The 602-nt window shown below is 75.6% G+C and carries 1 protein-coding gene; it reads left to right on the top strand.

What is annotated here, in order from left to right; all coding sequences use genetic code 11:
- Nucleotides 1-602, top strand: a 602-nt coding sequence (locus AC2W7G_RS18115) for a Mur ligase family protein (protein WP_485869655.1), incomplete at both ends; no start/stop codon positions are given.

Below are 602 nucleotides of genomic sequence, written 5' to 3'. Positions count from 1 at the left end.
CCGGCAGCGACGCCAACGACTCGGCCGTCCTGCAGGCGCTGCGCGCCGAGGCGTCACGGGCCACTTCGGGCACGACGCCGCCCACGTCGGCGACGTCGACGTGGTGATCGCCTCGACCGCCGTCCGCGAGGACAACCCCGAGGTCGTGGCGACGCTCGAGCGCGGCATCACGCTCTGGCCGCGCTCGGCCGGCATGCAGTCGGTGCTCGCCGGCCATCGCGTCGTCGCGGTCGCCGGCACGCACGGCAAGACCACCACCACCGCGATGCTCGCCGTGGCGCTCACCGAGGCCGAGCTCGACCCGTCGTACGCGATCGGCGCCGAGGTGCCGGCCCTGGGCACGAACGCCCACCGGGGCGGCGAGCTGTTCGTGGCCGAGGCCGACGAGAGCGACGGCGCCTTCCTGGTCTACACGCCGGCCGTCGGCGTGGTCACCAACGTCGACGCCGACCACCTGGACACCTGGGGCACGGTCGAGGCGTACGAGGCCGCCTTCGAGCAGTTCGTCGGCCACCTCGGCGAGGCCGCCGTGCTCTGCGCCGACGACCCCGTCGCCGCCGCCCCTCGCCGGACCCGCCCCGTGAGCGCGGGGGCTTGCGCGT

This window comes from Aeromicrobium sp. PFPM2_SD2, from assembly GCF_057364525.1.
The sequence above is the reverse complement of the archived record's forward strand: the minus strand, read 5'-3'. Positions and strand labels throughout refer to the sequence as shown.